General features: G+C 71.5%; 27 protein-coding genes. 21 read left to right on the plus strand and 6 right to left on the minus strand.

Annotated elements, in window-relative coordinates; translation table 11 throughout:
• Positions 1 to 3: 3 nt before the first annotated feature.
• The 5 genes from thrC (at position 4) to ACZ5ON_RS13395 (ending at position 4906) form a co-directional block, all read left to right on the plus strand.
• A complete protein-coding gene (gene thrC / locus ACZ5ON_RS13375) occupies positions 4 to 1287 on the plus strand; it encodes a threonine synthase (protein WP_465590294.1) in 1284 nt (427 codons plus the stop codon).
• 56 nt (positions 1288 to 1343) lie between these two features.
• Positions 1344 to 1622 carry a ubiquitin-like small modifier protein 1 gene (locus ACZ5ON_RS13380; RefSeq protein WP_465590297.1) on the plus strand — a complete coding sequence of 93 codons (279 nt, stop codon included), beginning with the start codon at positions 1344 to 1346 and terminating at the stop codon, positions 1620 to 1622.
• A 613-nt stretch (positions 1623 to 2235) separates the two neighbouring features.
• On the plus strand, positions 2236 to 2442 hold the full coding sequence (locus ACZ5ON_RS13385) for a cold-shock protein (protein ID WP_344637795.1): 207 nt from the start codon (positions 2236 to 2238) through the stop codon (positions 2440 to 2442).
• A gap of 361 nt (positions 2443 to 2803) precedes the next feature.
• On the plus strand, positions 2804 to 4426 hold the full coding sequence (groL, locus tag ACZ5ON_RS13390; RefSeq protein ID WP_465590302.1) for a chaperonin GroEL: 1623 nt from the start codon (positions 2804 to 2806) through the stop codon (positions 4424 to 4426).
• Positions 4427 to 4549: 123 nt separating this feature from the next.
• Positions 4550 to 4906 carry a hypothetical protein gene (locus ACZ5ON_RS13395; RefSeq protein ID WP_465590306.1) on the plus strand — a complete coding sequence of 119 codons (357 nt, stop codon included), beginning with the start codon at positions 4550 to 4552 and terminating at the stop codon, positions 4904 to 4906.
• Between the two features lie 93 nt (positions 4907 to 4999).
• Here the strand turns inward: ACZ5ON_RS13395 and ACZ5ON_RS13400 are convergent, their stop codons facing one another.
• Positions 5000 to 5635 carry an HD domain-containing protein gene (locus ACZ5ON_RS13400; RefSeq protein ID WP_465590309.1) on the minus strand — a complete coding sequence of 212 codons (636 nt, stop codon included), beginning with the start codon at positions 5633 to 5635 and terminating at the stop codon, positions 5000 to 5002.
• Positions 5636 to 5748: 113 nt separating this feature from the next.
• On the opposite strand from ACZ5ON_RS13400, the gene ACZ5ON_RS13405 reads away from it, so the two are divergent.
• The 3 genes from ACZ5ON_RS13405 (at position 5749) to ACZ5ON_RS13415 (ending at position 7793) form a co-directional block, all read left to right on the plus strand.
• Complete coding sequence (locus tag ACZ5ON_RS13405) at positions 5749 to 6096, plus strand: PadR family transcriptional regulator (protein WP_465590312.1); 348 nt, start codon at positions 5749 to 5751, stop codon at positions 6094 to 6096.
• Positions 6093 to 6995 carry a hypothetical protein gene (locus tag ACZ5ON_RS13410; protein WP_465590315.1) on the plus strand — a complete coding sequence of 301 codons (903 nt, stop codon included), beginning with the start codon at positions 6093 to 6095 and terminating at the stop codon, positions 6993 to 6995. Before ACZ5ON_RS13405 ends, ACZ5ON_RS13410 begins: the two co-directional genes overlap by 4 nt.
• A 111-nt stretch (positions 6996 to 7106) precedes the next feature.
• The gene (locus tag ACZ5ON_RS13415; protein ID WP_465590318.1) at positions 7107 to 7793 is read left to right on the plus strand and encodes a copper homeostasis protein CutC; all 687 of its coding nucleotides are present in this window, start codon (positions 7107 to 7109) and stop codon (positions 7791 to 7793) included.
• Between the two features lie 114 nt (positions 7794 to 7907).
• Here the strand turns inward: ACZ5ON_RS13415 and ACZ5ON_RS13420 are convergent, their stop codons facing one another.
• On the minus strand, positions 7908 to 10058 hold the full coding sequence (locus ACZ5ON_RS13420; RefSeq protein WP_465590321.1) for a HelD family protein: 2151 nt from the start codon (positions 10056 to 10058) through the stop codon (positions 7908 to 7910).
• A gap of 301 nt (positions 10059 to 10359) precedes the next feature.
• Between ACZ5ON_RS13420 and ACZ5ON_RS13425 the strand changes: the two genes are divergently transcribed.
• Complete coding sequence (locus ACZ5ON_RS13425; protein WP_465590325.1) at positions 10360 to 10518, plus strand: hypothetical protein; 159 nt, start codon at positions 10360 to 10362, stop codon at positions 10516 to 10518.
• A gap of 33 nt (positions 10519 to 10551) precedes the next feature.
• Here ACZ5ON_RS13425 and ACZ5ON_RS13430 read toward each other — a convergent pair whose 3' ends face one another.
• Positions 10552 to 12180, minus strand: a complete 1629-nt coding sequence (locus ACZ5ON_RS13430; protein WP_465590328.1) for a DNA repair helicase XPB — start codon at positions 12178 to 12180, stop codon at positions 10552 to 10554.
• 109 nt (positions 12181 to 12289) lie between these two features.
• Here ACZ5ON_RS13430 and ACZ5ON_RS13435 point away from each other — a divergent pair, with 109 nt between their 5' ends.
• The 8 genes from ACZ5ON_RS13435 (at position 12290) to ACZ5ON_RS13470 (ending at position 16892) form a co-directional block, all read left to right on the plus strand.
• Complete coding sequence (locus ACZ5ON_RS13435) at positions 12290 to 13843, plus strand: recombinase family protein (RefSeq protein WP_465590331.1); 1554 nt, start codon at positions 12290 to 12292, stop codon at positions 13841 to 13843.
• 178 nt (positions 13844 to 14021) lie between these two features.
• On the plus strand, positions 14022 to 14219 hold the full coding sequence (locus ACZ5ON_RS13440; protein ID WP_465590673.1) for a DUF6879 family protein: 198 nt from the start codon (positions 14022 to 14024) through the stop codon (positions 14217 to 14219).
• On the plus strand, positions 14216 to 15058 hold the full coding sequence (locus ACZ5ON_RS13445; protein ID WP_465590333.1) for a helix-turn-helix domain-containing protein: 843 nt from the start codon (positions 14216 to 14218) through the stop codon (positions 15056 to 15058). The genes ACZ5ON_RS13440 and ACZ5ON_RS13445 overlap by 4 nt, the downstream gene beginning before the upstream one ends.
• Before the next feature lie 115 nt (positions 15059 to 15173).
• On the plus strand, positions 15174 to 15479 hold the full coding sequence (locus ACZ5ON_RS13450; protein ID WP_465590336.1) for a hypothetical protein: 306 nt from the start codon (positions 15174 to 15176) through the stop codon (positions 15477 to 15479).
• Between the two features lie 140 nt (positions 15480 to 15619).
• Positions 15620 to 15799 (plus strand): hypothetical protein, encoded by a 180-nt coding sequence (locus tag ACZ5ON_RS13455; RefSeq protein ID WP_465590340.1) that lies wholly within the window; start codon positions 15620 to 15622, stop codon positions 15797 to 15799.
• Positions 15800 to 15920: 121 nt separating this feature from the next.
• Positions 15921 to 16223: a DUF7848 domain-containing protein gene (locus ACZ5ON_RS13460; RefSeq protein ID WP_465590343.1), complete on the plus strand. Its 303-nt coding sequence runs from the start codon at positions 15921 to 15923 to the stop codon at positions 16221 to 16223.
• Positions 16220 to 16399 (plus strand): hypothetical protein, encoded by a 180-nt coding sequence (locus tag ACZ5ON_RS13465; protein WP_465590346.1) that lies wholly within the window; start codon positions 16220 to 16222, stop codon positions 16397 to 16399. The genes ACZ5ON_RS13460 and ACZ5ON_RS13465 overlap by 4 nt, the downstream gene beginning before the upstream one ends.
• Positions 16400 to 16640: 241 nt before the next feature.
• Positions 16641 to 16892: a hypothetical protein gene (locus ACZ5ON_RS13470; RefSeq protein ID WP_465590348.1), complete on the plus strand. Its 252-nt coding sequence runs from the start codon at positions 16641 to 16643 to the stop codon at positions 16890 to 16892.
• Positions 16893 to 16959: 67 nt separating this feature from the next.
• Here the strand turns inward: ACZ5ON_RS13470 and ACZ5ON_RS13475 are convergent, their stop codons facing one another.
• On the minus strand, positions 16960 to 19494 hold the full coding sequence (locus tag ACZ5ON_RS13475; protein WP_465590351.1) for a helicase-associated domain-containing protein: 2535 nt from the start codon (positions 19492 to 19494) through the stop codon (positions 16960 to 16962).
• Between the two features lie 336 nt (positions 19495 to 19830).
• On the opposite strand from ACZ5ON_RS13475, the gene ACZ5ON_RS13480 reads away from it, so the two are divergent.
• Entirely contained in the window at positions 19831 to 20586 is a 756-nt protein-coding gene (locus tag ACZ5ON_RS13480; RefSeq protein WP_465590354.1) for a hypothetical protein, read from the plus strand.
• Between the two features lie 5 nt (positions 20587 to 20591).
• Here the strand turns inward: ACZ5ON_RS13480 and ACZ5ON_RS13485 are convergent, their stop codons facing one another.
• Complete coding sequence (locus ACZ5ON_RS13485) at positions 20592 to 21617, minus strand: ABC transporter substrate-binding protein (RefSeq protein WP_465590358.1); 1026 nt, start codon at positions 21615 to 21617, stop codon at positions 20592 to 20594.
• 210 nt (positions 21618 to 21827) lie between these two features.
• Between ACZ5ON_RS13485 and ACZ5ON_RS13490 the strand changes: the two genes are divergently transcribed.
• Positions 21828 to 22430 carry an HAD family hydrolase gene (locus tag ACZ5ON_RS13490; RefSeq protein WP_465590361.1) on the plus strand — a complete coding sequence of 201 codons (603 nt, stop codon included), beginning with the start codon at positions 21828 to 21830 and terminating at the stop codon, positions 22428 to 22430.
• Positions 22431 to 22485: 55 nt separating this feature from the next.
• Here ACZ5ON_RS13490 and ACZ5ON_RS13495 read toward each other — a convergent pair whose 3' ends face one another.
• Positions 22486 to 22713 (minus strand): hypothetical protein, encoded by a 228-nt coding sequence (locus ACZ5ON_RS13495; protein ID WP_344637812.1) that lies wholly within the window; start codon positions 22711 to 22713, stop codon positions 22486 to 22488.
• 267 nt (positions 22714 to 22980) lie between these two features.
• On the opposite strand from ACZ5ON_RS13495, the gene ACZ5ON_RS13500 reads away from it, so the two are divergent.
• Together ACZ5ON_RS13500 and ACZ5ON_RS13505 are read left to right on the plus strand one after the other, a co-directional pair.
• Complete coding sequence (locus ACZ5ON_RS13500; RefSeq protein ID WP_465590366.1) at positions 22981 to 24162, plus strand: alpha/beta hydrolase; 1182 nt, start codon at positions 22981 to 22983, stop codon at positions 24160 to 24162.
• Positions 24163 to 24590: 428 nt separating this feature from the next.
• Positions 24591 to 24974, plus strand: a complete 384-nt coding sequence (locus ACZ5ON_RS13505) for a cold-shock protein (RefSeq protein ID WP_465590370.1) — start codon at positions 24591 to 24593, stop codon at positions 24972 to 24974.
• The last annotated feature ends 35 nt before the right edge of the window (positions 24975 to 25009 follow it).

Raw genomic sequence — 25009 nt, forward strand, 5'->3', positions numbered from 1 at the left:
ATCATGGCTACCGCTACCCGTGTACCCGTCGCGACCGTTGACCTCGGCCCCGCCGCCGCACTGTCCTGCCGCGAGTGCGGCACCCGCTTCACGCTCGGTCCCAGCTTCGCCTGCCTGGAGTGCTTCGGCCCGCTGGAGATCGCCTACGACTTCGGGTCGTACAGTGCCGAGGAGTTGCGCCGGCGGATCGAGGCCGGCCCGGCCAGCATCTGGCGCTACGCCCCGCTGCTGCCCGTCCCGGCCGACGTGGCCGGCAAGCCCAACCTGAACCCCGGCTGGACCCCGCTGGTCAAGGCCGACAACCTGGGCCGCGAGCTCGGCTTCAGCGCGCAGCTGCACATCAAGGACGACTCCGGGAACCCGACCCACTCCTTCAAGGACCGGGTGGTCGCCTGTGCCATCGAGGCGGCACGAGCCTTCAACTTCACCACCCTGTCGTGCTCTTCGACCGGCAACCTGGCCGGCGCGGTGGGTGCGGCGGCGGCCAGGGCCGGGTTCAGGTCCTGCGTGTTCATCCCGCACGACCTGGAGCGGGGCAAGGTCGTGATGGCCGGTGTCTACGGCGGCGAACTGGTCGGCATCGAGGGCAACTACGACGATGTGAACCGGTTCTGCTCCGAGCTGATCGGCGACCCGGCCGGTGCGGGCTGGGGTTTCGTCAACGTCAACCTCCGTCCGTACTACGGCGAGGGATCCAAGACCCTGGCGTACGAGATCTGCGAGCAGCTCGGCTGGCGGCTGCCGGAGCAGATCGTCGTCCCGGTCGCTTCGGGCTCCCAGCTCACCAAGATCGACAAAGGTCTGCAGGAGCTGATCGGGCTCGGCCTGGTCGAGGACCGGCCGTACCGGATCTTCGGCGCCCAGGCCGAGGGCTGCTCCCCGGTCTCCGCGGCCTTCAAGGCGGGCCACGACGTGATCCGCCCGGTCAAGCCGGACACCATCGCCAAGTCGCTGGCGATCGGCAACCCGGCCGACGGCCCGTACGTGCTGGACATCGCCCGCCGCACCGGCGGCGCGGTCGAGGACGTCACCGACGCCGAGGTGGTGGCCGCGATCAGGCTGCTGGCCCGGACCGAGGGCGTCTTCGCCGAGACGGCGGGCGGGGTGACCGTCGGCGTGCTGAGGAAGCTGGTCGAGACCGGTCGGCTGGACCCGTCGAAGGAGACCGTCGCGATCAACACCGGTGACGGTCTGAAGACCCTGGACGCGGTGGCCGACGCCGGACTGACCGCCACCATCCGTCCGACGCTGGACTCCTTCCGTGCCGCGGGCCTGGCGTCCGCCTGACGCCCGCCCGTCCCCTCCCGGCCCCAAGACACCACCGCACCCAGGAGCTTCGCACCATGAGCGCTTCCGTCCGCATCCCCACCATCCTGCGCACCTACACCGGCGGTGCCGCCGAGGTGACCGCCCAGGGCGCGACCCTGGCCGCCGTCATCGCCGACCTGGACGCCAACCACCCCGGCATCGCCGCCCGCATCCTGGACGACGCGGGCAAGCTGCGCCGCTTCGTCAACGTCTACGTCAACGACGACGACGTGCGCTTCGCGGAGGGCCTGGAGACCGAGATCGAGGACGGCGCCAGCGTCTCTGTCATCCCCGCGGTGGCCGGCGGCTGCTGACCGGCCGGCACCCGTCCCGGATACCGCGGGACTAGCACGCCGGGAGCCGTCGACGGGCATGGAATGGCTATTTCCGTGCCGGTTGGCGGCTCTTGGCGCGCCGGTGGAAAAGGGTGGCCCGAAGGGGCGGTAAAGTGCGCTGATACCGGCATGCATCCCGCCGGCCAACCGCGGGAGCACGGCCCGCGGCCGGCCCGCCCCCGGCGCCCTGACGGCCGATCGCACACACAGGGCTCTTCCGACCGCTGAGGCGGACCTTGGGCAGTCCGCCGCAGAGGATGTCAGGACGACGTCAGAAATTCACCGGCGATTTGCGACTGTTCGTCCATTATGCCCGGCGGGAATAGGCATGGTCTGCCGCTTTCATCCCGTGGCATCCGAAAGCTTCCGGATGGAATTCCCGGAAGTTGGGCCTGTTGCAGAGGGCACCTGTCCGGATACATTCAGCGGCGGTCGTACGCAATCACCCGTCGGCCCGGCAACTCCCGGGAGGCGGCGGAGGTTTGCGGCGTGCACGGCTGCGCTCAGGGGGGTTTCCTCGGGCCGGCCTACCAGCCTGGGTCCGCACCCTGCGGGCCCGCGAAGGGCCAGCACAGCACAAGGGGAGTTCGGAATGGCTCAGGGCACCGTCAAGTGGTTCAACGCGGAGAAGGGCTACGGCTTCATCGCGGTCGACGGTGGTGCGGACGTGTTCGTCCACTACAGCGCGATCCAGATGGACGGCTACCGCACCCTCGAAGAGGGTCAGCGGGTCGAGTTCGAGATCTCCCAGGGGCAGAAGGGCCCGCAGGCGGACATGGTCCGCGCCGCTGCGGTCTGACCTTCCGGCCTGCGGAGCCCTCGGCTCGGTCACGAGCTGGCGCTCACAACGTTGTTCGAGCAGTGGACCCGTACGACCCCCGTCGTACGGGTCCACTGCTGTCCTCGACGGTGTCCGGATCCGGACGCGGGCGGCCGCTCGGAACCGCCGACTCCCGGTCGACACTGTCGCATTGGGCTTGCACTCGGTATCCCAGAGTGCTAATCATTGGCGTTAGCACTCTCCGCTCGAGAGTGACAAACGGACCGGGTCGGTGAGGTTCCGGGGAGCGGCAGGGGAAAGGACCCCCGCTCCTGGGTGCCGTCCGTCGCGGGCACCTCTTGGTCCGAGCAGTCGACCGTGTCCTGGAGGACCACTTCCGATGGCCAAGATCATCGCGTTTGACGAGGAAGCTCGCCGCGGCCTTGAGCGTGGCATGAACCAGCTTGCCGACGCAGTCAAGGTGACGCTGGGCCCCAAGGGCCGCAACGTCGTCCTTGAGAAGAAGTGGGGTGCCCCCACGATCACCAACGACGGTGTCTCCATCGCCAAGGAGATCGAGCTCGAGGACCCGTACGAGAAGATCGGTGCGGAGCTCGTCAAGGAGGTCGCCAAGAAGACCGACGACGTCGCGGGTGACGGCACCACCACCGCCACCGTGCTGGCCCAGGCCCTGGTTCGCGAGGGCCTGCGCAACGTCGCCGCCGGCGCCAACCCGATGGCCCTGAAGCGCGGCATCGAGAAGGCCGTCGCCGCCGTCTCGGACCAGCTGCTGGCCCAGGCCAAGGACGTGGAGACCAAGGAGCAGATCGCCTCCACCGCCTCCATCTCCGCCGCCGACACCCAGATCGGTGAGCTGATCGCCGAGGCCATGGACAAGGTCGGCAAGGAAGGCGTCATCACCGTCGAGGAGAGCAACACCTTCGGCCTGGAGCTGGAGCTCACCGAGGGCATGCGCTTCGACAAGGGCTACATCTCCGCTTACTTCGCCACCGACCTGGAGCGGATGGAGGCGTCCTTCGAGGACCCGTACATCCTGATCGCCAACTCCAAGATCGGCTCGGTCAAGGACCTGCTCCCGCTGCTGGAGAAGGTCATGCAGTCCGGCAAGCCGCTGGTCATCATCGCCGAGGACGTCGAGGGCGAGGCCCTGTCGACCCTGGTCGTGAACAAGATCCGTGGCACCTTCAAGTCCGTCGCCGTCAAGGCCCCGGGCTTCGGTGACCGCCGCAAGGCCATGCTCGGCGACATCGCCATCCTCACCGGTGGCACCGTCATCTCCGAGGAGGTCGGCCTCAAGCTCGAGAACGCGGGCCTGGACCTCCTGGGCACCGCCCGCAAGGTCGTCATCACCAAGGACGAGACCACCATCGTCGACGGTGGCGGCGACAGCGAGCAGGTCGCGGGCCGCGTGAACCAGATCCGCGCCGAGATCGAGAACAGCGACTCGGACTACGACCGCGAGAAGCTGCAGGAGCGCCTGGCCAAGCTGGCCGGCGGCGTGGCCGTCATCAAGGCCGGTGCCGCGACCGAGGTCGAGCTCAAGGAGCGCAAGCACCGCATCGAGGACGCCGTCCGCAACGCCAAGGCCGCCGTCGAGGAGGGCATCGTCGCCGGTGGTGGCGTCGCCCTGCTGCAGGCCAGTGTCGCGTTCGAGAAGCTCGAGCTGGACGGCGACGAGGCCACCGGTGCCAACATCGTCCGCGTCGCGCTGGAGGCCCCGATCAAGCAGATCGCGACCAACGCCGGCCTCGAGGGCGGCGTCGTGGTGGAGAAGGTGCGCAACCTCCCCGCCGGCCACGGTCTGAACGCGGCCACCAACGAGTACGTCGACCTGGTCGCCGAGGGCATCATCGACCCGGCCAAGGTCACCCGCTCCGCGCTGCAGAACGCCGCGTCCATCGCGGCGCTGTTCCTGACCACCGAGGCCGTCATCGCCGACAAGCCGGAGAAGGCCGCTGCCCCGGCCGGCGGCGGCATGCCGGGCGGTGACATGGACTTCTGATCCTCCCCGAGGATCGGCGAGTTCTGATCGTCTGCGAGGGCGGTCTCCCCACAGCGGGGAGGCCGCCCTCGCGGCGTCCGCTCCCGCGTGGGACGGCGGCGCCGGCTGCGGGAGAATGGGTGGATGGCCAGCTCCGAGATCGAAACCGCCCTGCACACCGCCCGCGCCCTGGTCCTCGCCGACCTCACCGCCCGGGACGTCGCCGAGGCCGCGGTGGTCTCGCTGGTCGAGAAGGCGGTCACGCACCGCCGCTGGTGGCTGGAGCAGTGGCCGGACGGGACGGAGTACGTGCTCGGGCTGCTGGCCCAGGATGTCCAGGACGCCCTGCTGGAGGCTTACGGCCGCTGGCCGCTGTGCACCGCCTGCGCGGCGGAGGGGGATCCGCACGCGCTGAGCGTGGAGCCGGAGTTGGGGCCGGAGCCGCACTGGGTGTGCGGCAAGAACGGCACCGTGGTGGCCCCGGTCGGACAGCTCGTCTGAGCCTCCTCCCGGGCCGGGCGGGTGAGCCCGGCCCTGTCCGGGGCTATGGCGGGCGGAGCCGGGCGGCTCGGTTGATCCCCGTTCCGGTACGGGTCAGCCGAGCTCTGCGAGTTCGGCGGCCAGATTGACCCGGGCCCGGGCATCGAAGCGCTCCCGGGCCTCAGGGGTGCGGTAGAGGGCGGGCAGATCGAGCAACTGCCGCAGCACGGCGGCCCGTCCGGCCCGGAAGGCGTCCTCGGGGACGAAACCGTACTCCTCGCGCACCGCCGCCGCGTACGCCGCGTACGCCTGGGGCGGTCCGCCGAGCACGGCCAGGTCGGCGTCGCAGAGCACCTCGCCGTTACCGTCCCCGGGCTCGGGGTGATGGGTGACGGTGAGCCGGACCAGCCGGGCCACCTCGGTGGTCAACTCCTCGGCCAGGCCCGCATCGCGCAGTGCGCGGAGGGCCAGCCGGGCGCTGCGCTCCTCGTTCTCGGACCGGTCCGGCCGGTAGACCGCGTCGTGGAACCAGACCGCCAGCCGGACGGCGTCCGGGTCCTCGGCGTGCCCGGCCAGCGCGTCCACATGGCCGAGCACCGCGGCGAGGTGTGCCGTGGTGTGGTACCGGCGCTGGGGTTCGGCCCAGCGGTCCAGCAGATCGCGCCCGTACGGCGCGGGGTCGGCGGTGGCGCCGCAGCGGGTCAGCAGCGCGTTCCAGTCCTTGAGCGGTGGATGGGTCTCGGTCGGCATGTCGTCATTGTGGCGGGCCGGGCTGATCGCGCGTCAGCAGGATCGGACGGACGGTCAGGAGCGTTGCTGGTGTCGGTGGACAGCATATGCAGTTCCCCGATATATGTAGTCGCATGACAGAGCGATCCATGCAGGAGCCCACACTGCTCCTGCTCACCGCGCTGGCCGATGCCCCCAGGCACGGCTATGCCCTCATCCAGGAGATCGCCGCGATCTCCGACGGCCGGGTCAGGATGCGCACCGGCACCCTCTACGGCGCTCTCGACCGCCTGCTGGGCCAGGGGCTGATCGAGGTCGCCAGCGAGGAGGTGGTGGACGGGCGCGCTCGGCGCACGTACGCGCTCACCGACGGCGGGCGGGCCGCGCTGGCCGCCGAGACCGAGCGTCTGCGCGCCGTGGTCGTGGAGGCGGAGCGCCGACTGTCCACCACCCGCCCGAAGCTGAGGGGGGTGACCGCGTGACGGCCCGTTCGCTGAAGGCCGCGCTGCGCCTGTACCCGGAGTGGTACCGGAGCGAGCGGGGTGAGGAGATCACCGACGTGTACGACCTGGTGGCGCGGGACAGCGGGCGGCTGCTGCGTCTGCGCGAACTCGCCGGCATAGCCGGGCACGGCCTTCGGGTGCGGATGGGGCTGACCTCCGGCGGTGTGGCGGGGCAGGTGCTCGCGGAGGCGGCGCCGTTCGTACTGGGAGCCGGTCTCGGCTTCCGGATCGGCCTCTACTGGCTGTTCGGACTCGGGGGGAGCGCCGGGGAGGTCGGCGGTGCGCAGGCGTGGCAGCTCGCCCTGATCGTCGCCTGGGCGCCGGCGGTGCTGGCGGCCCTCGCCGGTCGGTGGGGCGCGGCGCGTTGGATCGGTGTGGCGGCTGCGGCTCTCGGTCTGGTGCAGGCGGTTTGGATCGCCATCCTCTCCTTCTCCGTCTTCACCCTCGTCTGGTCGGCGAGCGGGCCGCTGTTGTGGCTGGCCATGCTGCTGATGGCACCGCCGGACCTCCTCGGCGGGCGTTCCCGCCGGACGCTTCCGATGGCGGTCACGGGTGCGGTGCTGTCCGTACTGCTCCTGCTCGGCCCGTCCTATCTGCACACTCCGCTGTTCTGGGACCCGAGTTGGCAGCCGCTCCAGCTTCTGCTGATCGTTCTGCCGTTGCTCGCCGCGAACCGACGTCGGCTGTGGGCCGCCGGGATGGTCATCGGTGCGCTGCCCCTGCTGTTGATCCGGAACCCGCTGGGCATCATGAACGAATTCTTCGACGAGCCGGTCGGCGTGCTGGCAGCCGGCGGGTTCGCGGTGCTGGCGTCGCTGCTCGCACTCCGGCTCGTCAAGGCCGTCCGGGCGAAGGGCGAGCCGCCCGCGGCCGTCTGACCTCGGCGGACGTCGCGGCCCGGCCCGCCACGCTCCGGGGTGGGCCGGGCGTGCGACGCGGGGCCCGCGCGCCGGCTTGGGCGCGAGCCCGGGGTGTGGCAAGGTAGCGATATGTCTAGACCAATTTTCGAAGTCATCGCGCTGACGGCGCAGGACGCCCGGGCTGCCGAGGCCGGCGGTGCCGACCGCCTCGAACTGGTCGCCGACATGGCCGCCGACGGACTGGCCCCTTCGGTGGCCGACTTCGCCGCCATCCGTGCCGCGGTCGCCATTCCGCTGCGGGTGATGCTGCGGATCCGCGACGGCTTCGCGCCGGGCGATCTGGACGAGCTCCGCGATCGCGCCGCCGCGCTGCGGGCGGAGGGAGCCGAGGAGTTCGTGTTCGGGTTCCTGGACGCGGGCGGTGCCGTGGACCTGGCCGCGACCACCGCCGTCGCGGAGGCGGTCGCGGGCTGCCGGTGGACCTTCCACCGGGCGCTCGACCACAGCGCCGACAGGGCCGCCGTCCGGACCGCGGTCGGCGAACTGCCGGGCCTGGACACCTTCCTGACCTCAGGAGCGGCATCCGGCGTGGACGCCGGGCTCGACGTCCTGGCGGGGGAGCTGGCCAAGTCCGGCGAACCGGGTTACCGGCAGCGGATCCTGGTCGGCGGCGGACTGCGCGCCGAGCACGTCCCCGGGCTGCGGGCGGCCGGCTTCGACGCCTTCCACATCGGCGGCGCCGTCCGCGAGAACGGCTGGGCCTCCCCGATCGACCCCGCCAAGGTCGCCGAATGGCGCACCCTGGTCGATGCCTGAGTCGCGGGGAACCGCGCGAGAAGCCCAGCACGACCGTGCATGGTTTCCCGCGCGGTTCCCCGCACCCTGAGGCGTAGTCCGGTCGACTATGTGGACGTGTCCCCGGGGCGGGCCTCAGGCCAGCAACTGCGGCGGCAGCGGCTCGCAGTGGACCACCGTGAGGCCGGAGACCGCGCGGGTCAGGGCGACGTACAGGCGGCGCAGGCCGGTGCGTTCGTCCGGCTCGCCGGCGACCACCGCGGCGGGCTCGTCCAGGACCACGTAGTCGTACTCGAGACCCTTGGCGAGCGAGGCCGGGACCAGGGTCAGCCGAGTCTCCGCGCTGGTCTCGGTGCCGGGGTCGAGGAACGGCAGTCCGGCCTCGGTCAGGGCCTCGGCCAGCAGCGGGATCCGGTCGTCGGCCGCGATCAGTGCGGTGGAGCCCTCACGGGCGAGGGCCTTGCGGCAGCTCTCGATCACGGCCTCGGTCAGCCCGTCCGGCCCGTCGAGGACGCGGTCGATCGCCAGCGAGCCGGGGGTGTCGCGGATCGAGGTGGCCGGCGCCAGCCCGGGGGCGATCGCGGGAAGCAGCCGGGAGGCGTAGGCGATGACCTCCTCGGGCACCCGGAAGCCGGTGGTGAGCTCCTCGACGTGCGCGGTGGACTTGCCGAGGTGCTGCAGGGCCTCGGGCCAACTGCCGGTCGCCCAGGGGGTGGTGCCCTGGGCGAGGTCGCCGAGGATGGTCGCGGAGCCGGTGGAGCAGCGGCGGCCGACGGCCCGGTACTGCATGGGGGAGAGGTCCTGCGCCTCGTCCAGCACCACGTGCCCGAGCGAGGGCGTGCGCTGCACCAGGTCGGCCGCCTCGTCGACGAGTACGGCGTCGGCCGGGGTCCAGGGGGCGGTCTTCAGGGACCGGCCGGGCTTGGTCCACCGGATCGCGGCCTGCTCCTCGGCGTCCAGGATCCCCTCCGCGCACTCGGCCAGGAACTCGGCGTCGGTGAGCAGCCGGTGCACCAGCTTGGCCGGGTCGACCGGCGGCCAGCACTGCTTGACCACCGCCTTGACCGCCGAGTTGCGGGCGACCGCGTCCTGCACCCGGTCGTCGGGGGCCTCACCGCCCTGTTCCATCTTCAGCAGGACGGCGTGCGCGATGCGCTGCGGCAGCGCCTCCCCGGCCGCGCCGTAGCGGACGTCCCGGTCCTTCAACTCCTCGATGATCTCGACCAGTTCGTACGCCGGAACGCGCCAGCGGCGCGATCCCCGGATCACCACGCAGGGTTCGGTGGGCAGGCTGATCCCGGACCGCACGGCGCGGCGCAGCACCTCGGCCATCCGGGCGTCGCCCTTGACGGTGGCGGCCTCGGCGGTGTCGGCGCCGCGGACCTCGACGTGGCCGACCAGCTCCTGGACGGTGGCCTGGGCCACGTCCAACTCGCCGAGAGCGGGCAGGACCTGCTCGATGTAGTGGAGGAAGGAGCGGTTCGGGCCGATCACCAGGGTGCCGGTGCGGGCGAGCCGCTCGCGGTGCGCGTAGAGCAGGTAGGCGACTCGGTGCAGGCCGACCGCGGTCTTCCCGGTGCCGGGGGCGCCCTGGACGCAGACGGTGCCGGAGATGTCGGCGCGGACGATCTCGTCCTGCTCGGGCTGGATGGTGGCGACGATGTCGCGCATCGGGCCGACGCGGGGCTTCTCGATCTCGGCCGCGAGCAGCGCGGAGCGGGTGTCCGACTCGGCGGGGTCGGTGAGGTTCTCGTCCTCGTACGCGGTCAACTCGCCGCCGGTGTAGCCGAACCGGCGGCGGCGTTCGACGTCCATCGGGTCGTTGCGGCTGGCCCGGTAGAACGGCTGGGAGACCGGTGCGCGCCAGTCGATCACCATCGGGTCGCCGTCCGAGTCGTGCACGTGCCGGCGGCCGATGTAGAACCGCTCGCCCGCCCGTCGCCCACCACCGTCCTTGCTAGACGCGCTTCGCGCACCCCCTCCCGCGCCCTCGGCCAGGTCTCCCTCCTCGCCCGCCTTCGGCGAGGAGGGGCCCCCGCTGATGGCGTGCAGGTAGTCCAGCCGGCCGAAGAACAGCGGGGTGTGGGCGAGGTCGGCCAGCGCCGCGATGCGCTGCTCGATCTGGTTCTGCAGGACGGCGGCGGAGACCCAGGTGCCCGTGACGTCGCGCAGGTCGAGGGACTCGACGTCCTCGCGCATGGCCTTCAACGCGGCTCTGGAGGCGGCCAGATGGTCGCGCTCGCGCTGCAGGGGGTCGGTGGCCAAGTGGTCGGTGGGGGCGTGCACAGCGAACCTTCCCGGCCGCCCTCGCGATGGGGCGGCGGACTCGTCGTAGCTCACAGTGAAGGACGCGACCGGTTGCCGACCGGCCGGGGCCTCCCACGGCTGCCGACGGTTGGCACCACGGTTCGGGAGGGGCAAGACCGGAGATCTTAGACCGCCGCAGAGCCCGGCGCTAATCGTTTTCTCAGGGTTCACGTACGCCTTGACGTAGGGGTGCCGTACACCTGGAGAAGGACCCGGGGCCCGGTCATCGCGCCCTTCGGGCTGACGACCGGGCGGTGGCACGGGGCCTAACGTCGAGGGCGTGAACAGCGAACGCATCAAGCAGCACCGACCCGGCCGAGGTGCCGCCGGCGACAGCCGCCGCCGCGGCCCGATGACCCAGGCCGTCCGTACCGTGGGGATCCTGCTCGACACCGCCGCGCGAGTGGTTTTCCTCGGGCGCGACGGCGTCAAGCTCTGACGGCCGGCCGCATCATGACCGGCCGTCACCCGCTCACACGTCGTCGGCGTCGATGATCCGGTACGCGTAGCCCTGCTCGGCCAGGAAGCGCTGCCGGTGGGCGGCGAAGTCCTGGTCCACGGTGTCGCGGGCCACCACCGAGTAGAAGTGCGCCGCGTGGCCGTCCGCCTTGGGCCGCAGCACCCGGCCGAGGCGCTGGGCCTCCTCCTGGCGGGAGCCGAAGGTGCCGGAGACCTGGACGGCGACGGTCGCCTCCGGGAGGTCGATGGAGAAGTTGGCCACCTTGGAGACCACCAGCACGCTGATCTCCTTGTTCCGGAACGCGTCGAAGAGCTTCTCGCGCTGGGCGTTGCTGGTCTCGCCCTTGATCACGGGTGCGCCGAGCACCTCGCCCAACTCGTCGAGCTGGTCGATGTACTGACCGATGATCAGCGTCTGGTCGCCCTTGTGCTTCCTGACCAGGGCCTCCACCACCCGGCGCTTGGTCGCCGTGGTCGAGCAGAAGCGGTAGCGCTCCTCGGGTTCGGCGGTGGCGTACGCGAGGCGCTCGGAGTCGGTGAGGGTGACCCGGACCTCGCAGCAGTCGGCCGGTGCGATGTAGCCCTGGGCCTCGATCTCCTTCCACGGGGCGTCGAAGCGCTTGGGCCCGATCAGCGAGAAGACGTCGCCCTCGCGGCCGTCCTCGCGGACCAAGGTCGCGGTCAGCCCGAGCCGCCGCCTGGCCTGCAGGTCGGCGGTGAACTTGAAGACCGGTGCGGGCAGCAGGTGCACCTCGTCGTAGACCACCAGGCCCCAGTTGCGGGCGTCGAACAGCTCCAGGTGCGGGTAGACGCCCTTCCGCTTGGTGGTCATCACCTGGTAGGTGGCGATGGTGACCGGGCGGATCTCCTTGCGGGTGCCGCTGTACTCGCCGATCTCGTCCTCGGTCAGCGAGGTCCGCTTCACCAGCTCGTGCTTCCACTGCCGGGCCGAGACGGTGTTGGTGACCAGGATCAGCGTGGTCGACTTGGCCTCGGCCATCGCCGCCGCGCCGACCAGGGTCTTGCCCGCGCCGCAGGGCAGGACGACCACACCGCTGCCGCCGTGCCAGAAGCCCTCGACGGCCTGCTTCTGGTACGGGCGCAGCGCCCAGCCGTCCTCCTCCAGGTGGATCGGGTGCGCCTCGCCGTCCACGTACCCGGCGTGGTCCTCGGCCGGCCAGCCGAGCTTGAGCAGCACCTGCTTGACCTGGCCGCGCTCGGACGGGTGCACGACCACGGTGTCGGCGTCGACCCGGGCACCGACCAGCGGGGCGATCCGCTTGGAACGCAGCACCTCCTCCAGCACCGGCCGGTCGGTGGTGGTGAGCACCAGGCCGTGCACCGGGTGCTTGGTGAGCTGGAGGCGGCCGTAGCGGGCCATGGTCTCGGCGACGTCCACCAGCAGCGCGTGCGGCACCGGGTAGCGGGAGTAGTTCACCAGGGCGTCCACGACCTGCTCGGCGTCGTGTCCGGCGGCGCGGGCGTTCCACAGGCCGAGCGGGGTGACCCGGTAGGTGTGCACATGCTCGGGGGCGCGCTCCAGCTCGGCGAAGGGCGCGATCGCCCGGCGGCAGTCGGCGGCCTTCGGGTGGTCGATCTCCAGCAGCAGCGTCTTGTCGCTCTGGACGATCAAGCAGGACACACATACCTCCACGATTAGGATCGTCAGGGTGACAGAGACCACAACTGCCACTGCTCGGGCCCTGCCCCGGGCCCGGCGCCGGAAGGGCGTTCCGGCCAACGCGCCTGGAATGCGCGCTGCTATCTATGTTCGCCTATCGCGTGAAACGGAGGAGAGCACTTCCCCGGAACGCCAGCGAGCGGCCTGTGAGGCGCTGTGTACGGCGCGCGGATGGACCGTCGTAGCGGTCGAGGAAGACATCGACGTTTCCGGCTTCTCGCGCGGGCTAGAGCGTCCGGGGCTCCAGCGGGTTCTGTCGAGGCTACCCGAGCTCGACGTGATCGTGTTCTTCAAGATCGACCGACTTGCGCGCTCCACCGTGGACTTCGCCGAGATCATGCGGATCACAGAGGCGCAGGGCGTAGCACTTGCGTCGGCCACCGAGCCGCTGGACCTCACGTCGTCCATGGGGCGCGCCATGGCGAAGGTCATCGCGGTCTTCGCCGAGTTGGAGTCCGACACCATCGGTATGCGGGTCTCCAGCGCTCACGAGCACCTGCGCCGTGAAGGCCGCTACACCGGGGGACGAGTCCCGTACGGGTACCGCGTCGTCCCGAACCCGGATGGCGCGGGCAAGGTGCTGGAGGTCAACCCGGAGGAAGCGAAGACGATTCACACGATCGTGGAACGGGTGCTTGCGAGGGATTCGCTGATGACCATCGCGGCGGACCTGAGCAAGGGAAACGTGCCCTCTCCCGGTCACTCTTCGCGGCAGACAACCGGGAAGCGCAGCGATTCGAAGAAGTGGTACACGACCACCCTTCGTAGCCTGCTCACCAACCCGCAGTTGCTGGGCCAGGTCATCGAGGACGGCAAGCCCATCCTGCGCACGGACGGCTTGCCGCTGGTCAACCGCACGCCGATCTTGGACATGGACACCTGGCAGGCCCTCCAGGACGAGTTGGAGCGGCGCACCAACCCCGGTGACCGGCGGCGAGAGGGCACGTCGTTGTTGCGTGGCATTGCGCACTGCGCGCTCTGCGGCTTCCGCATGTACACCTACGTGGCCAAGGGGCGGACCCGGTACCGATGCATCGGTCGGTTGAAGAAGCGGCAGGGTGGTGAGCCGATCGACTGCTATGGCGTGAGCATCGCCGGTGAGGCGATGGAGGCGTATGTGAAGTCGAAGTTCCTCAAGGCGTTCGGTCGGCTCCCTGTGGTGCGGATGGTCGAACAGGCCGGCGAGGACTTGAGGCCGCAGATCAGGCAGGCGAAGGAAGCGCTGAGCGACCTTGAGAAGGACCGGTACGACCGTGGCCTGTTCAAGGGCGAGGACGGCGCGAACCGCTTCGCTGCGCAGTACGCCAAGCTCGAAGAGCGCATTGCCTCGCTGGAGGAGAAGCAGCGCGAAGCCAAGCCTGCCGGGGTGGTTGGGGTACCGACAGGCAAGACGTTCGTGCAGCACTGGGAGGCAGCCGACACGGCGGGCAAGCGTGATCTGCTACTTGAGGCGGGCGCGTACGTCGAGGTTTCCCCGGCCACGAAGAGCGGTCGCACGCTGGACACGTCTCGGCTGGCCGTCTACCTCGGCGAGGACGGGAAGATCCGGTGTGCCGACGCAGACGGTAAGGATGTTGAGCAGGTGATCCGAGAGTTTGTAGTGCGTGAGGCGGAGGCGTATTAGCCGCCCGTAGCAGCGCCACCAGCCCCCGTCTGGCCCACCGGCCCGGCGGGGGCTTCTTCGTGCCGCAGGCAGCAGCAGAGGGCTTCGGCTGGCGGGAACGCCCTGCGCTCTCCCGTAACTGAGCCACGGCTCGCCCATCCCCGGCACTTCCGCGCTGTCGTCTCATAGGGCGACCTTCATTCCGGACGAAGACGCCTGGCTGTTCGACTCGCGCGTGATCGCGCTGCTGCACTTCGACGCTGCCGACGACCTGACCAGCGTGGAGCTGATCACCGACCCGGTACAGGTGGCCCGCGCCTGCCAGGTTCGCGACGCTGCTTGGCATTTTGCCGTCCCGCACCGGGCGTTCAGCGCTGAGGTACCGTCCGGCGTGTGAGTACCGACTTCCAACAGGCCCGAATCGCCCTCGGTCTGCGGCTTCGTGAGCTGCGCACCGAGGGCGGTCTTACGGGTCGGCAGCTGGCCGAGCGCTTGGGCTGGACACAGTCCAAGGTCAGCAAGCTGGAGACCGGCAGGCAGACGGCCACTCATGATGACCTCAAGGCGTGGGCAGAAGGTGTCGAACAGCCGCACACCGAAGGTGAGTTGGCGGCTCGGCTGCGGGTCCTCGAATCGCACTCCCGCTCCTGGCGTAGGCAGCTTGCCGCTGGGCATCGACCGGTGCAGGACACCCTGACGGTTGAGTACGAGCGCTCGACCGTGCTCCGAGCATGGGAAGGCTCCATGGTCGTCGGAATGCTCCAGACGGCCGACTACGCCCGGCATGTGTTCAGCGCCTACGTCGAACTTCACCAGTCGCCACGCGATGTAGAGGACGCCGTACGGGCTCGTGTCCGGCGGCAAGAGAATCTGTACCAACCGGGCAAGCGGTACCACATCGTCATGTGGGAAGCCGCACTTCGCGCTCTGATCTGCCCGCCGGCCGTGATGGCTGCGCAGCTTGACCGACTCAGTGGCGTGGTCGGGCTGGACACTGTGTCCCTGGGCATCGTGCCGCTCGGCGCATCGCTCAAGCTGCCACCTGCTAACGGGTTTTGGATTTATGACGAGCGGCTTGTGATCGCTGAGGACTGGCATGCCGAGCTCTGGCTGGAGGACGCCGACAACGTGGCGCTGTACCTCCGCACCTGGGACACGCTTGCCGCCTCAGCGGTCTACGGTCCTGACGCCCACCGGGTCATCACTCGCTGCCGGAGAGCGCTCGGCGCGATCTGAGAATCCTGGCGAAGCCCTGTCGCCGGCGTTCGAATATCCGAGAATCGCACTCCTTCCGGCGAATCACAGACGCTTAACGTGCTGGTCAAAGGCCGATCGGCATGGGAGCTAAGCGATGACCAACAGTCCACCGGCGCTGACCGCTGATCCGTACCGTGCTGCGATCTCCGCTGTGGACCAGCGGCAGAACGGACGACGCCCCCGGCGGACCGTCAGCGCGGCCGAGATGGCTGCCATCCAAGCGGAGTACGACCCGCTGTACTTCGACAAGTTGCGGGGTGGCGGCCGTGGCACGCTCAAGGATTGGGCGTTTTGCGAGTGCGGCAGCGAGAAGTGCCCGGACAGGGGGAAGGCCGACGGCAGCGACCTTGGCGCCGTATTCCGCCGCCCTGCCCCTCTGGCGGTGAACGATGCCGCCTAGGAAGACCAAGTCGCCAGCGTGCATCAGGTGCGCCGAGCTCGACGCCCGGGAACGCAAGGCGCGAGCAACGTTCGACCGGTCGGCCGAGACCGATGTCCGGGTCCTGCGGGGCTACCACGCGCCCGAATGCGAGGTGCAGCGTGCGCAATGACTTCGAGGATGACCAGCACGACCAGGAGCAGCCCCAGCAGCCCGCTGACGCCCCGCTGGAGCCGGTGCCGGAGTCGGACACCATGCGCCAGCTCAGAGAGGCCGCACGAGTCGCCAACGCCCGTTCCCGGCAAGACTTCTACGTCTCGGAGGCGCCGCGATGGCCGTAAGGCGCAACAGGCCGCAGAGCGGCTATCACGACCACATCGACGGCCATCCGCCACGGGACCCGTACATGCCCGCCGACCCTGCGGAGCAGCCTGCCACCGAGCCAGACACGGGGGAGGAACAGTGAGCGCCGACGTGGCCGTGAAGACCCCTGATCTCATCGTGAAGCGTCGCCGGTACTTCCGGTTCACGGACTGGACGATCCGGCGCGTCAGCGAGGACGAGTCACCGACGCGGCACCAGTTCGTGTGTCTCGGTGAGGCTGAGGACGGCACCCCGTGCGGCGCTGTCGGTCCGGTCTCCGAGGACTTCGAGGAGGCGCAGCGCTGGCCCTTCGAGCACGCCCGGGAAGAGCCGACGCACCGCAGCATGGCGCACGTGCCGGTGATCCCGTGGAACCTCTCGCCGAAGGAGGAACCAGCGTGAGTACCTGGCTGTGGTTCGGGCTCTGCGCCGTCCTGCTGATCGTCGGCGGGATCGACTTCGAAGGGGCCGAGGAAGCCCCGGGACGGCTCTGGTGGGTCCGTGTCGGCCAGCGGCGAACCGTTGAGGTCTGGCGGCGTGGGCTCGGTGTGCACGCCGTGATCACTGACCAGCAGTAGCCGTCCCTGAGCACCCGTGCCGGGAGCGGAATGGGTTCTCCTTTCGGCACGGGCCCACAGCCCCTTCATGCGCTTCCCCCGTGGCGCGTGGGCGGGGCCGTTCCGGCGGATGGCCGCCGCGCTGCAGTTTTGCTGACGCCGCCTGAGGGGAAACCTCCGTAGGTCCGGTCGCAGACTTTCCAGTGTCCCGCACTCGGCCCAGAGCACGTGACCCGTGCCGCGGGTCCCCGTTGAGCCGGGCATGAAGACGCCGAAGCGGGTTCTCTCCGCCGTTGTCCTGTCCGGTGCCGCCTTCGCGGCCTCCGCCACCCCCGCGCACGCCCTGGCCGGGCTCGGCGAGACCGGTGGGCCCTTCACCTTCGTCGGGCTGGAGGCGGCCAGCCTGATCAGTGGCCAGGACCTCTCGCTGCCGGACACCAACAAGATCGTCCAGCAGGCCAAGGAGCAGCACGCCAAGGAGATGGCGGCCAAGGAGCAGCAGAAGCCGCACTGAGCGCCCGCGCCCGCGCCCGCGCCCGCCCGCGCGCCCGCGCGCCCGCGCGCCCCGGCCCCGCGGCTGGTCAGTCGGAGTCGTCCACCTCGGCGACGCCGGTGATGCGGTGCAGGGCGAAGGTGCGTACCTCGTCCGTGAGGTGGTCGTACGCCGTCACGAAGCCGCCCTCGACCTTGACCGGGTCGACGACGCGCTGCGAGGCCAGCCCCTCCACGTTGACGTAGCCGATCCACATCCGCTCGCCGAGCAGGACGGCCGTCTGCAGGGCGGCGAGCGTGTCGGCGGCGGCGGTGCGGGGGAGCTGCCGCAGGTCGGTACGGGCCGGTCCGGTCTGCTGCGGTGTGGCCGCGGGGCCGGCCACCGTCTCCTTGCGGACGGCGGTGGCCGCCCGGTCGCCCGCGCGCACCGCCTTGACCGCGGCGCCCAGCAGGACGTCGTCCGGGCGCGGCGGCCCGTCGGGGAAGGGTGCGGGGGTGGTCCGGGGCGGGGAGCGGTGGCTGTCGGGGCGGGTGATCAGCACATCGCCCTCGGCGGACTCGGCGGCCGGTGCGAAGCCCATGCCGCGCAGCACCGCGAGCAGGGTCTCGGGCGGTGCCTGGGCGGCCAGCACGGTCGGCGCGAGCAGCCTCAGCCGCAGCTCGGCGGCCCTCCGGTCGGCGAGCACCTCGGCCAGCAGAGCGGTGTCGTCGCAGCGCAGGTACGAGGAGGCGGCGCCGACCCGCAGCACGCCGTGCCTGCGGGCGACGTCGTCGATCAGGTAGGTCAGCGGCTGCGGGACGCCGGTCCTGGAGTGCTGCTCCAGGAAGGCGTGCAGGTCGGAGGCGGTACGCCCGGCGTCCAGCGCGCGGCGCACCGACTCGGTGGTGAAGCGGTAGACCGTGGCGCCGCCCTTGGACTCGATGTCCGCGCAGAGTGCCAGCGCCTGGGCGAGCGGGGTGAGCAGCGGCCCTGGCGCGATCGCGGTGAGGTCGGGCTGCAGGATCACGTGGTCGAGCGGCTGCGGCAGCAGCGGCCCGAGCACGGGTGCCGGGTCGCCGCAGGCCAGCAGCGTACGGGCCGGCGCGGCGAGTGCACCCCGGCCGGTGAGGCCGAGCATCTCGGCCTCCTCCAGGGTGAAGTCGACCAGGTGGTCCCGCAGTTCGCGGTCGTCCTGCTGGACGGGGCCGCCGCGCAGCGGGCGCTGCCAGCGCAGTACGGGCAGCAGCGCACCGGCGCCGGCGGTGCCGCCGGGCGGCAGCGAGGCCAGTAGGGCGAGGGCGTCGCGGCGGACGGACGGGGCGAGGGTGCGGTCCAGCTCGGGGCCGAGGGCGGCCCGGATCCTGCCCTTGCCGTCGGGGGTGCCGGCGAGCCGGCCCACCCGGGTGGTGGCGAGCCAGCTGCGGGCGAGCAGCGCCCAGCGTTCGGCGATCGGCTGCTGCAGCCAGGTGTCGTACGCCGGAGTGGGCGCCCAGCGTTCGTCCACCTCACCGTCGGGGGCCAGCAGGCCTGCGGCGTAGGCGAGTTCGAGCCAGAAGGCGGCGGTGGGCTCGGGACACTCCAGGGTGAGCGCGGTCCGCCTGAGGTCGCGCACGCCGAGCCCACCGGCCCGCAGGTTCGCGGGGGGTTGCAGGCCCCAGGCCTCCAGCAGCTCCTCGACGGTGCGGACGGCGGTGTACGCCTGCCCGGCGGCGGCGCTGTCCACGGCCTGCGGATCGCGCTCGGGGCCCGGTACCAGCGCCGGTGCGAGGGGCTCGACGGCGCGGTGGCTGCGGCCGCCTCGCAGGTGCAGCGCCAGCTCGCGGGGGAGCACGACCGAACCGGGGCTGGACGGCAGCAGCAGGCCGCGCGCCAGCAGCCATTCGACCGGGCTGCGGGCCTCCTCGGCGGTCACCGGGCGGGCGGCGTCGGGGACGGTGCCGGTGGGCGGGCCCCAGACCAGTTTCTCCAGCAGCGCGAGCGAGGCCTCGGGGGCCTCGGCGAGCAGCGCGGCGCAGCGCTTGCGATCGGCGAGCAGCCCGCCGAGCGCGGCGACGGCGGTGACCGGATCCGGGGTCGGCGACAGCCCGGCGCCGGCCAGCAGTTGCTGCAGCCGGGCCGGGGACATGCCGGCCGTCGCCTCGGCGAAGGTGGGGCCGAGGCCGGTGCGGCCCGGGTTGTTGGCGCTGGGCGCGAGCGCCTCGCGGACGGCGATCACCAGGCGCAGCGCGGAGTCCGGGCCCCAGAGCAGGGCCTGGCCGCGGAGGGTGGCCAGTGCGGTCGGCAGGGCGGCGGTGACGGCGGCGCGGTCGGCCGCTGCGGCCCCCGGGTGCGGTCCGACCCGGGCGGGACCGGCCAGCAGGTTGCGGACGGTGGCCTCGGAACTGCCCTCGGGAGCGGCCGCCAGGGCCTCGGCGACCTGCAGGGTGAAACGGTCCAGTCGTTCCAGCGCGCGCAGCGCGGAGGCCCGGCTGGAGAGCCGGGCGGCCAGCTGGGACAGGTCGCTCGGCACCGGGTTCAGCACGTCGGGGCGGGTCCGCAGCAGCTCGGCCAGCGCCTCGTCGCTGCGGGCGCGCAGTTCCTCGGCGAGCGTACGTGGTGCGGCGACGGTTCGGCCGGGGCGCGGGGCACGCTGCGATGCGGTCATTCGACCCAGCCTAGTCGGCCGTTCTTTGAGTGCACCTCCCCGAGCCGAAGGCATTGACACGATCAGCGGGTGGCGCCTGCGGGCCCCGGGGCCGCGCCTCAGCACCCTGCCGTCGGTCGTGCGCGACTCCCCGGGCCCCCGGGCTGCGACTTCGCGCCGGCGGGATCGGCGCGGCGCGGGTGCCCGCCGCTTTCGCGTAGCTCCCCGGGCCCCTGCGGCGCACCTTCCCGTGGAGGTTCCTGGCGCCCCTGACGGTGCGGGGCTCGCGTGGGTACTCAGGGAGTGGGTACCGTCGGCGGTCGGCGGCACGGCTACACGAGGCGGGGTGGCGGGGCGATGGCGGACGAGCACGAGGGTGGCCGCTCGGGCGGTGAGTGGTGGCGGGTGGACAGGCCGCGGCGGGTCCTCGGACCGCCGGGCGGTGCCGCACCCGAGGAGAGCGTGTACACGCCCGAGGGGCCGGCGGACTCCCCGCCCGCTGCGGCGCAGGCCGGGCCCGCCCCGGCGGTGGGCGCACCCGCGGGGGCCCCGCGCCCCAGACGGGTCGTGCCCGGCCCAGGACCGAGCGCCGCCGACTTCCCCGGCTGGGACAGCGTCACCTTCGACTTCGGCGGCGCCGAGCCCGCGGCCGCGCCCGCCGTGCCGGAGCCGCGCAAGGACCAGGCCGAGGCCGCGGCGCCCGCCGCTGGCGACACCCCGGCCACTCCCACGGGGAAGCCGCCGCGCGCCGCCGGCCTGCTGGCCGGCCGCCGTCCGTCGCCGTTGTTGCTGATCGCCGCGGTGGTGCTGCTCGCCGGGGCGCTGACCGGGCAGATCCTGATCATGCTGGTCGGCTGGGCCGCCGCCTACCTCTCCGCCAGGCTGGGCGATCTCACCAAGAAGTTCGCGGTCTTCGGCATCCCGATGGCCACCATGACGGCCACGACGGTCTGGTACTGGGGCCGGGCGAAGGGACGTTGGGGCTCCCCGGTGGCCCCGGACCAGTTCAACCACGCGGCCCTGACGGCCGCGCCGACCGTGCTGCGGCTGGCGGCGGTCCTCTCGGCGCTCTTCCTGCTGGTCGTCAACCTCCGTCGCAGCCCGAAGGGTTGAGCGGATCACCCACCGAGGAGGTGCTGGAGTTCGGCGAGCACGAGATTGGCGCCGGTGTAGCCGATCCCCTCGAACCAGAGCTGGTCGTCCACCGGGAAGACCCGGTGCGCCTTGACCGCGCCCAGCGCCTGCCAGCCGCTGCCGGCCAGTACGGCGGCGGTGGCGGCCTTCGCCGGATCGCCGTAGGTGGAGTAGAGCAGCACGTCGCCGTCGGCCTTGGCGATCTGCTCGGGCGGCACCTCGACGTCGAACTGGTCGACGTTCTGCGGGTCGGGCCGCGCGAGGCCGAGGTCGGTGAGCAGCGTGCCGATGAAGTTCTGTCTGCCGTACAGCCGTACGTTCGGTGAGCCTTCGATGAAGCGGACGACGCTGACCCGCTTCCCGGCGGACCCGGCCTCGGCGATGGCCTGCGAGGTCTGGGTGAGGTGCCGCCCGTACGCGGTGACGACCGCGGCGGCCTGCTCCTGCCGGCCGAGGGCCTGGGCGTGCAGCTGGAAGTCGGCCTTCCACGGGTAGCCGGTGGTCTGGGTGAGGACGGTGGGGGCGATCCGGCTCAGGGCGTCGTAGCGGGTGCCGTCGCGGGTCTGGTTGCTGAGAATCAACTGGGGGTCGAGTGCGGAGATCCTGGCAAGGTCGGGGTTGCCGACGGTGCCGACGGAGGCGATCTTCGCGAGCCAGGAGGGGGGCCAGTAGCTCGGCAGGCCGCGGTCGGCGGGGGCGCGGGCGGCGCCGACGGGGGTGATGCCGAGGGTGATCGCCGAGTCGAGCTCGGCGGTGTCCAGGGTGACCACCCGGACCGGCGACCCGGGCACCACCACCGTGCCGGTGGCGGCGGTGACGGTGGTGCTGGGCAGCGGTCTCGGACTCGGCGGCCCGGTCTCGGGGGCGGTGGGCGACTGCGTGGCGGGCAGGCCGGGCGAGGAGCCGCCGCCGTGGCTGCCGCCGGGCGAGGAGCTGCATCCGGCCAGGGCTTGCGAGCCGAGCGCGGCCAGCCCGAGCAGGGCGCTGCGGCGGGAGACCTGACGCGGCATCGGGCCCTCCTCGCATGGCCGTGATCGCGGACGTGCGGCCGTGGACGGGCGATCGCGAACGGGGCCGCCCACCCAGTATGTCGGAATTGTCGTAGTAATCGGTGCCGGGCTGCCCGGGGGACGCCCGGGCGTCGCCGTCCGGAGTCCGGCGGGCGGTCCGTTCACCCGGCGGATCCGGGGCGGCCGGATCGCCCGCATACCCTGGACTCCATGGCTCTCACCGTCGGCTTCGACCTCGACATGACACTGCTCGACACCCGACCCGGCATCAAAGCGGCCTACCAGGCCCTCTCCGCCGCCACCGGCACCTGGATCGACAGCGACCTGGTGGTCACCCGGCTCGGCCCGCCGCTCGAGCGCGAGCTGGCGAACTGGTTCCCGGTCGAGCACGTGGCCGAGATGGCGGCCCGCTACCGCTCCCTCTACCCCGAGCACGCGCTGCCGGGCACCGTGGTGCTGCCCGGAGCCCGCGAGTCGATCGACGCGGTCCGTGCCCGGGGCGGCCGGGTGGCCGTGATCACCGGCAAGTACGAGCCGAACGCCCGCCTCCAGCTGGACCACGTCGGTCTCGCCCCGGACATCGTGGTCGGCGACACCTGGGCCGAGGGCAAGGGCGACGCGCTGCGGGAACACGGCGCGTCCGTGTACGTCGGCGACCACCTGGGTGACATCCGCGGTGCGCGGGCCGCCGACGCGGTCGCGGTCGGCGTGGCCACCGGGCCGTACGGCGCGGCGGAACTGCGCGAGGCGGGGGCGGACGTGGTGCTCGGAGACCTGACGGAGTTCCCGGTCTGGCTGGAGTCCTACCACTGAGGCCGCCGGCCGCCCGGGGCGCGGGCCATCGCGCCCCGGCGCGCCGCCCGGGCAGTCAGGCGGCCGCGCGGCGGCGCTGGGCGCGGGCCGAGCGCAGCAGCCCGCAGAGCGCGAGCAGGAAGCCGGCCGGCATCAGCATGCAGACCCAGTACGCGATGCTCGGGAACCGCGGCAGGCCGAAGAAGAGCGGGACGAAGGTCGCGATGGTGGCGATCGACCCCGCGAGGAAGACGATCGTGCCGGCCCGGACCAGTCCGTCGCCGGGGCTCTTGGTGCTGCTCATGCCCGCTCCTCCAGCTGGTGCGGTTCTGGTCGACGGCGTCGACGCGGTATCGACGGTTCAGTCTGGCAGACCCGACGCACCCCCGCCGATCGACGGGGGTAGGCTCACCCCTGGCGCTCAGGTCTCCCAGGGAACTCTCAGGCACCCTAGGAGGATGCCGGTCTTCCGACGGGAGTCTCCCCGAGCGAAGGCCGGTGCCGATGAGGCAACGGGAAGCATGGCCAACGGTGGAGCCTGGCCAAAGGTGGAGCAGGGGCGTAACGACGCATGGGTCTGACCAGTCACAAGGTGCTGGCGCTGTCCGCGCTGATCTCGGTACTGATGGTCGCCGGCACCGTCTGGGTGTGGCCGAGGCTCGCCAAGCGTTCCGTGGTGGCGGTCCTGGGGCGGCTCGGCACGATCGTGGGCACGCAGTTCGCGGTGATGTGCACGCTCGGTCTTGCGGCCAACAACTACTTCGCCTTCTACAGCAGCTGGGCCGACCTGCTGGGTACCGGCAACCAGGGCCCGGTGACGATCCAGAGCGCGCTCGGCAAGGACCACCCGGGCGTGCAGCAGATCTCCACCGAGAACGTGCGCGGCGCCAACACCGTCGGCCGTGACCCGGCCGTGGTCGGCAAGCTGGAGAAGATCCGCATACCGGGCGCCACCACCAAGCTGTCCACCGAGGGCTACGTCTACCTGCCGCCGCAGTACTTCCAGCCGGACTTCAAGGACAAGAAGTTCCCGGCGGCGATCGCGATCACCGGGTTCCCCGGCGACGCCAAGAACCTGATCACCAAGCTGAACTACCCCTCCACCGAGCTGCAGCTGATCAAGGAGGGCAAGACCAGCCCGACCGTCCTGATCATGATGCGCCCGTCCCCGGCGATGCCGCGCGACACCGAGTGCGAGGACATCCCGGACAGCACGCAGTCCGAGACGTACTTCGCCAAGGACGTCCCGCAGGCCATCCGCGACTCGTACCGGGTCGCCGAGGGGCCCGGCAGCCTCGGGGTGATCGGCAACTCCACCGGCGGCTACTGCGCGCTCAAGCTGGCGATGAAGCACCCGGACGTCTTCTCCGCCGCCGTCTCGCTCTCCGGCTACTACAAGGCCGCCGAGGACGCCACCACCGGTGACCTGTTCGCGGGCAGCGAGGACCGCCGCAACGAGGCCAACCTGGACTGGCGCCTGGCCCACCTGCCCAAGCCGAAGGTCTCGCTGCTGGTCGGCGGGCCCAAGCAGGGCGACGGGAAGTACTACGCGGACACCAAGAAGTTCATCAAGGCCACCAAGGGCAGCGACACCAAGGTCGCCTCGATCACCCTGGACACCGGCGGCCACAACTTCAACACCTGGAACCAGATGCTCCCGGCCTCGCTCGGCTGGCTGGGGCAGCACCTCAACGCCCCGTCCGCGGCCCCCGGCGGCACCCCCGCCGCGGCCCCCGGCGGCAGCCCCGCCTGAGGTCCCACCCGCGACACTCCGGTGGGTTCCGGCGTCCGGACGTCCCCGTCACTGCATGCAGTTCCTCGGGAACTGGGAGTTTTGGACTCCCGTTGACCAGGGTATGCAGCCAACGCACGGGGCCGTCCGGACGCCCCGCTTTCCCGACGGGGGTGTGAGCCATGGACAGCGCTGTGCCGCGCCCCGGCCGCGCCAAGCCCGGGGCGGCGGCCGATGCCTCAGCGGCGCACGCACCATCGGCGCCCGGATCCCCCTCGCGGGACCCCAGGCGACTGCCTGGCCCGCGGTGAGCGGTTGAACCGCTAACGGATCACTAGTCTGCAGAACGAGCCCGACCCCTCTGTCCATGCGGTCGGCTCGCCGTCCATCCGGCGATCAGCGGCCCTCGCGCCGAGATCGCCCCGCACCCACACCGAGGACTTTTCGAGATGCCCACCGGCCAGGTCAAGTGGTTCAACGAGACGAAGGGTTACGGCTTCCTGTCGCGCGACGACGGCGGGGAGGTCTTCGTCCACACCAAGGCGCTGCCCTCCGGGGTCACCTCGCTCCGGCCCGGTCAGCGGGTCGAGTTCGGTGTCGTCGCCGGCCACCGGGGCGACCAGGCGATGGCCGTCACCCTGCTGGAGGCGCTGCCCTCGGTGGCCGCCGCCCAGCGCCGCAGCGCGGACGACATGGCGCCGATCGTGCAGGATCTGATCACCACGCTGGACGCGGTGCTGCCCGGACTGCAGCGCGGCCGGTACCCCGCGAAGCCCGCGGGGCAGAAGCTCGCGGTGATGCTGCGGGCGGTCGCCGACCAGTTCGACGTCTGAGCGGGCTGACCGCTTCGGGGCGCGGGGAGACCGCC

Source organism: Kitasatospora sp. NPDC032150 (assembly GCF_055579945.1).

What these genes read in the sequence shown, in the direction of transcription:
- thrC (WP_465590294.1), top strand. Translation starts at nt 4, where the DNA reads ATGGCTACCGCTACCCGTGTACCCGTCGCGACCGTTGACCTCGGCCCC.
- ACZ5ON_RS13380 (WP_465590297.1), top strand. Translation starts at nt 1,344, where the DNA reads ATGAGCGCTTCCGTCCGCATCCCCACCATCCTGCGCACCTACACCGGC.
- ACZ5ON_RS13385 (WP_344637795.1), top strand. Translation starts at nt 2,236, where the DNA reads ATGGCTCAGGGCACCGTCAAGTGGTTCAACGCGGAGAAGGGCTACGGC.
- groL (WP_465590302.1), top strand. Translation starts at nt 2,804, where the DNA reads ATGGCCAAGATCATCGCGTTTGACGAGGAAGCTCGCCGCGGCCTTGAG.
- ACZ5ON_RS13395 (WP_465590306.1), top strand. Translation starts at nt 4,550, where the DNA reads ATGGCCAGCTCCGAGATCGAAACCGCCCTGCACACCGCCCGCGCCCTG.
- ACZ5ON_RS13400 (WP_465590309.1), bottom strand. Translation starts at nt 5,635, where the DNA reads ATGCCGACCGAGACCCATCCACCGCTCAAGGACTGGAACGCGCTGCTG.
- ACZ5ON_RS13405 (WP_465590312.1), top strand. Translation starts at nt 5,749, where the DNA reads ATGACAGAGCGATCCATGCAGGAGCCCACACTGCTCCTGCTCACCGCG.
- ACZ5ON_RS13415 (WP_465590318.1), top strand. Translation starts at nt 7,107, where the DNA reads ATGTCTAGACCAATTTTCGAAGTCATCGCGCTGACGGCGCAGGACGCC.
- ACZ5ON_RS13435 (WP_465590331.1), top strand. Translation starts at nt 12,290, where the DNA reads ATGCGCGCTGCTATCTATGTTCGCCTATCGCGTGAAACGGAGGAGAGC.
- ACZ5ON_RS13450 (WP_465590336.1), top strand. Translation starts at nt 15,174, where the DNA reads ATGACCAACAGTCCACCGGCGCTGACCGCTGATCCGTACCGTGCTGCG.
- ACZ5ON_RS13470 (WP_465590348.1), top strand. Translation starts at nt 16,641, where the DNA reads ATGAAGACGCCGAAGCGGGTTCTCTCCGCCGTTGTCCTGTCCGGTGCC.
- ACZ5ON_RS13475 (WP_465590351.1), bottom strand. Translation starts at nt 19,494, where the DNA reads ATGACCGCATCGCAGCGTGCCCCGCGCCCCGGCCGAACCGTCGCCGCA.
- ACZ5ON_RS13480 (WP_465590354.1), top strand. Translation starts at nt 19,831, where the DNA reads ATGGCGGACGAGCACGAGGGTGGCCGCTCGGGCGGTGAGTGGTGGCGG.
- ACZ5ON_RS13485 (WP_465590358.1), bottom strand. Translation starts at nt 21,617, where the DNA reads ATGCCGCGTCAGGTCTCCCGCCGCAGCGCCCTGCTCGGGCTGGCCGCG.
- ACZ5ON_RS13490 (WP_465590361.1), top strand. Translation starts at nt 21,828, where the DNA reads ATGGCTCTCACCGTCGGCTTCGACCTCGACATGACACTGCTCGACACC.
- ACZ5ON_RS13495 (WP_344637812.1), bottom strand. Translation starts at nt 22,713, where the DNA reads ATGAGCAGCACCAAGAGCCCCGGCGACGGACTGGTCCGGGCCGGCACG.
- ACZ5ON_RS13500 (WP_465590366.1), top strand. Translation starts at nt 22,981, where the DNA reads ATGGGTCTGACCAGTCACAAGGTGCTGGCGCTGTCCGCGCTGATCTCG.
- ACZ5ON_RS13505 (WP_465590370.1), top strand. Translation starts at nt 24,591, where the DNA reads ATGCCCACCGGCCAGGTCAAGTGGTTCAACGAGACGAAGGGTTACGGC.